This window comes from candidate division KSB1 bacterium, assembly GCA_022562085.1.
Classification (GTDB): domain Bacteria; phylum Zhuqueibacterota; class Zhuqueibacteria; order Oceanimicrobiales; family Oceanimicrobiaceae; genus Oceanimicrobium.
In genome coordinates, this window is sequence record JADFPY010000326.1 from 1 (window position 1) to 5,076 (window position 5,076).

Sequence of the window (5,076 nt, forward strand, 5' to 3'; positions counted from 1 at the left end):
AAACGCCCGCCGAATCTCTCGGCCGATTTCAGTTCGAATGGGTATGTTTTGCAAATTCGGATCGCTCGAAGACAAACGACCCGTGGCAGCGACGGTCTGGTTGTACGAAGTATGTAGACGTCCGGTCTCCGGATTAATCAAATTCGGCAAAGCATCTACATAAGTAGATTTCAGCTTGGTCAGCTCGCGGTATTCTAGTAATGTTTTCGGAAGCTCATGGATTCGTGCCAACTCCTCTAAAACTGCCGCATCTGTCGAGTACCCGGTTTTGGTTTTTCTTTTTCTGGGCAATTGTAATTTCTCAAAAAGAATGTGCCCCAGTTGCTGCGTCGAATTGATATTAAACTCTACTCCCGCCATGTGATAAATATTCGTAATCAATTTACCAACTTTTGCTTCCATATCGAGAGACATCTGCTTTAAGAAATCAAGATCGAGAGCAACGCCATTTTTCTCAACATCCATTAAAACATGAATTAACGGAATCTCCACTTCCTGAAGCAGTTTTGTCAAACCTGCGCTTTCGAGTTGTGGCTCAAAAATTTCACTCAATCGAAATGTAATGTCCGCATCTTCACACGCATATTCAGCGAGTTTTTCAACTGGAACTTCTGAAATGCTTAATTGTTTTTTACCTTTTCCAATCAAATCAGAAAGTCGAATTTTAGTATGATTGAGATGCTCTAAAGCTAGAGAATCTAAATTATGCTGTCGCAAAGTTGGGTTGATTAAATAAGAAGCCACCATCGTATCAAAAGAAACCCCTTCAAGATAAATTCCATAACGAGCCAAAACCAGCATATCGTATTTTATATTATGCCCCGATTTTTTAATATTTCCATCCTCAAAGATCGCTTTCAATTGCTTTGAAATCGCCGCGCCGCCAAATAGATCATCATTTCCTTTAATAAAAATTTCTCTTTCAAGACGGTCCTCGCTCTCGTTCTTCTGTTTTTTAACTTGAGTTGGAATATAGAAGGCTTCACCTGCCTTCATCGTCAAAGAGATACCAACAATTTCAGCGCGCATCGGATCTTGATTTGTGGTTTCGAGATCCAAAACAAGAAACTTTGCCTGCTTTAATTTTTTTAGGAGATCCTGCAAAGCTTTGTGAGAATCAATTATTTTGTAAGTGACTTTGCTCGTACTTCGTTCCGTATTGAAACGCTCCAGCAAACTGTTAAATTCAAATTCCAGAAATAACTTCGTAACTTCTTCATTATTTGGTGATTGCCGTTTTAATGATTCCAAATCTATATCAACCGGCACATCAGTATCTATAATCACGAGTTTTTTTGAAAGCAGTGCATCATCTTGATACTTTTCGAGATTTTGGCGAATGTTAGCACGACTTACCTTCTGTCTATTTTCTAAAACGGACTCCAGGCTGCCAAACTCTTGAATCAGTTTAACCGCGGTCTTTTCGCCGATACCTTGAACGCCCGGGATATTGTCCGATTTATCTCCCATCAGTCCTAAATAATCAATGATTTTCGATGGCGGCAGACCAACCTTTTCCGTAACCCCTTTTTCATCAAGAATTTCGATCTCCTCACCGGCGCGTTTCGGGTTGTACATTTTAATTCCATCCTCCACAAGTTGCATAAAATCTTTGTCACCGGTTACCATATACGAATCAAAGCCTTCGTTTTTAGCTCTCTTAACCAAAGTGCCGATTACGTCATCTGCTTCAAAGCCAGGAAATTCGATGATAGGAATATTCAAGGCTTGCAGCGCCTGGTGTATTTTCGGAAGTTGATCTCGCATATCATCAGGCATCTTCTGTCTTGTCGCTTTGTATTCTTTATATTGTTTGTGCCGAAACGTCGGCCCTTTTGGATCAAAAATAACCGCCAGATAATCTGGTTTCTCGTTATCAAATATCATGAACAGAAAACGTAAAAAACCAAATATGGCGCTGGTGTTTTCTCCCCGCGAATTGGTCAACGGGTTTTTTATAAAGGCAAAATAGGATCGGTAGGCAATGGCAGAACCATCGATCAGAAAAAGCGATTTCTTAAGCATAGAAAAGCCAATCCCGGAATGAAATTAAAACAGTCATTTTAATATAAATCATCTTTAACTAATTGTCAATTTCTTACTTTTGGTTTGTTTCTTAAGCAAATATTTATTATTATGAATTTGAAAATAAAAGGAAAAAAGATGAATCAAAACAATCCAGGCCAGCAAATAAATGTAGAATTAGGGGAAAAAGAAGCCGAGGGCATTTATTCAAACCTTGCACTGATTTCTCATTCACCCGCTGAGTTCGTGCTCGACTTTACGCGCATGCTGCCGGGCATACCAAAAGCAAAAGTCTACGCCAGAATTATTATGACGCCCCAGCATGCCAAATCGTTTCAGAAAGCGCTTGAAGACAATATCACGAAGTATGAAAAACAATTTGGAGAAATTATAATACACGGAGCTCAACCGGATGTCCAGCAACCGATTGGGTTTAAATCGAAAGAGGATACTTCAGACAAAGGTACCCAAAAGAAGTAAGATACCACGGCCCGGAAAGATAATCGAGACTTGAAACAAAACCTTGGAGCTTTGAACACTTTTAAAACAGCGGCTTTCCGACCAATTCAAACAACATAAATACCACAAAAAAGAGAGTCAACCCGCCAAAGAAAAGAGCCGCCGCACCGAATTGCAGATTTCCTTTCATTTCTTCACCATATTCCAGAGCCGGGGCAATGCTGATTTTTGCATCCGAAACCAGTTTTGCCTGGCAGGCCAGCCGCATTTTTGATTTTTCACCCAGATGAAGTTTTTCTTTCCAGGTGAGAGGCGTCACGCAATCTTTTGGGTCAACGAGGATGCGGTCAGAGCCGCACAGCCCAAAGCCACGGCAGTTGATATATTTATTGACACTACCGTAAAGCTGGACTTTATTTTTTCGGGCAATCTTTCTAAGGTCCTGTCCTGCTTCTCCTTCAACAGTCACGTTGGCTTCTTGAAATTCAATCTTTGGCATTCGTTTCTCCTCAAATTAGTGCAAATTGAAAATTGAAGAAATACCTACTAATTCTTACTTTTTCTATTTTTACATTTTAAAATTTCATTTTCAATTAATCTCATCTTCATGCATGGTCTCATGAATACGATGCTGGGCGACTTCTGCCATTTCAGTGCCGGGGTATGCGGCGATTATTTTTTGCCAGAGTTTTTCCGCTTCTTCGTGATTATGTAGAGAAGATTGAATCTCAGCCAGATAATGCAGGGCAAATGCATGGGTGGGTTCCTCTGTTAAAACTTCCTGGATAATCGCAAGCGCGTCTTCACTCCTTTTCAAATTATGGTACGTTAATCCCAGCGCGATTTTTAAATCTTTATTATCGGGTTCGATTTCCAAATGCATTTCATAATAGGTAAGGGCTTTTTCATAACTTCCGGCAATGGTGTACATAATGGCCAAACTATCCATTGAGACCCCATCATTCGGATTAGAATCCAGGTTTTTCTTTAAACGTTCCAATGTCTCATGCACCTGCACCATTGCAGCCATATCCGGGGCAGATTGTTCCTGGACGGCAGCGTTCGAGGCTCCGAGTGGCTCCGGTTCTTTGTTCACCCAAAACAAAAGCACGATAATTCCCGCAAAGACAGGGATAAACAAAAAACTCCCGAATGAATTTAACCAACTTTGTTTAACTTCTGGGGTCTGCCCTGTAGCTAGAGGTTGGGCCGCTGCAGTTTTAACAGGTTCACCACAATTCTGGCAAAAACGCGCATCCGGTTTTAAAAGTTTGTCGCATTTTTTACATTTGGATAATTCAACGTTTGAGCCGCATTCATTACAAAATTTAGCACCCTCGGCTAACTTGGTTTGACAAGTTGGACAATTCAAATTCTGGTCTCCCTCTAATTCATCACGAATTCGCTAAAGATTCTTTCTAAAGTATCGATTTTATTCTGCTGGTTCTTTTGCAGAAAGATGAGCACCAGGTTTCTTATCATACGAGCCAGAATATCTCGCGATTCTGATGTATCCAAATAATATGGATAAAAAGTATAACCCATTTTCTTTATAAAGTGTTTGCAATCCTGCTGAGATAAAATTTGTCCGCTGTTAAATGCATCTATAAAAAACGGTCTTGAATCACTGCGGTACTTGAGCAGAAAATGCCCGGGAAAACCGACGCCGTCTACGGGAAGGTTTAACCTCCTGGCTAAAAAAAGATAAATCGCCGACAAGCTGATCGGGATGCCGGTCTGACGGTCCAGGACTTTGTTAATGTAACTATTCTCGGGTTCATAGTAAGACTTTTCATTGCCGCGAAAACCCTTTTCCTCAAAAAGGAAATGGTTGATCACCTTCACTTTATCTCTATCCTCATCGACCCCATAAACTCTCTGTTCAGCCTCTAGCGCCAGTCCGTCGATCTTATTTACATACTGCTGAATATTTAATTCTGGATATTCGATTTTGGCTAAAATGAAACACGCGCCCTCAAGATCGAAGTCTGATTCGCAATTGAGTTTTTTGAAATCCTGCGCCAACTGCTCCAACCGGAAATTCTCGAGCAGCGCCTGCGCCGCAATCCGGGTTCTGCCGTCGGAATCGCTAAAGGCAACCTGTCTTAAAGTTTGTTGCGCCGGCACGCCAAATTCCAGTAACTTTTGCTGCGCGATATTCTTTACTTTTAGATCATCATCACCCAGAAGTGTGATCAGCGCATTGATTTCTCGCTCTTGTTTACTCATTGCACATTTTGTGACTCTTTAAAATCCATCAAAGTTTTTTTCTGAATTGTAGTTTCTCGAAGCGATTCTCTGTACCGTTTATCAACCGGCGAATATTGGAACGGTGGGTGAAAATGATCAGGCCGCTTATCAAGATGCTGAATGTCAAAAGCGAAGTTGAAACGGATTTTCCGAACATGCGGTCAAATGTCAGCAAAACAAAAGGCAGGGATGAGGTCGCGATAATCGAACCCAGTGAAACATAGCGGGTGGTCAAAACCAGGGCCGCGAATATAATGAAGCAAATCAATGAAGCCCAGGGAAAAAGTGCGATGATCAATCCCGCTCCGGTTGCCACACCTTTGCCGCCTTTGAACTTCGCCA

General features: G+C 41.3%; 6 protein-coding genes. 1 reads left to right on the top strand and 5 read right to left on the bottom strand.

Annotated elements, in window-relative coordinates:
- Positions 1–2,025: DNA polymerase I (polA, locus tag IH879_19335; protein ID MCH7677081.1), on the bottom strand; the 2,025-nt coding region annotated here is incomplete at its 3' end.
- 138 nt (positions 2,026–2,163) lie between these two features.
- Here polA and IH879_19340 point away from each other — a divergent pair.
- Positions 2,164–2,505, top strand: a complete 342-nt coding sequence (locus IH879_19340; GenBank protein ID MCH7677082.1) for a DUF3467 domain-containing protein — start codon at positions 2,164–2,166, stop codon at positions 2,503–2,505.
- A 61-nt stretch (positions 2,506–2,566) separates the two neighbouring features.
- Here the strand turns inward: IH879_19340 and IH879_19345 are convergent, their stop codons facing one another.
- The 4 genes from IH879_19345 to IH879_19360 form a co-directional block, all read right to left on the bottom strand.
- Positions 2,567–2,983 carry a hypothetical protein gene (locus IH879_19345; protein ID MCH7677083.1) on the bottom strand — a complete coding sequence of 139 codons (417 nt, stop codon included), beginning with the start codon at positions 2,981–2,983 and terminating at the stop codon, positions 2,567–2,569.
- A gap of 90 nt (positions 2,984–3,073) precedes the next feature.
- Entirely contained in the window at positions 3,074–3,856 is a 783-nt protein-coding gene (locus IH879_19350) for a zinc ribbon domain-containing protein (GenBank protein ID MCH7677084.1), read from the bottom strand.
- 14 nt (positions 3,857–3,870) lie between these two features.
- Positions 3,871–4,713: a transglutaminase family protein gene (locus tag IH879_19355; protein ID MCH7677085.1), complete on the bottom strand. Its 843-nt coding sequence runs from the start codon at positions 4,711–4,713 to the stop codon at positions 3,871–3,873.
- 28 nt (positions 4,714–4,741) lie between these two features.
- On the bottom strand, positions 4,742–5,076 hold a 335-nt coding region (locus IH879_19360), incomplete at its 5' end, for a glycerol-3-phosphate acyltransferase (GenBank protein ID MCH7677086.1).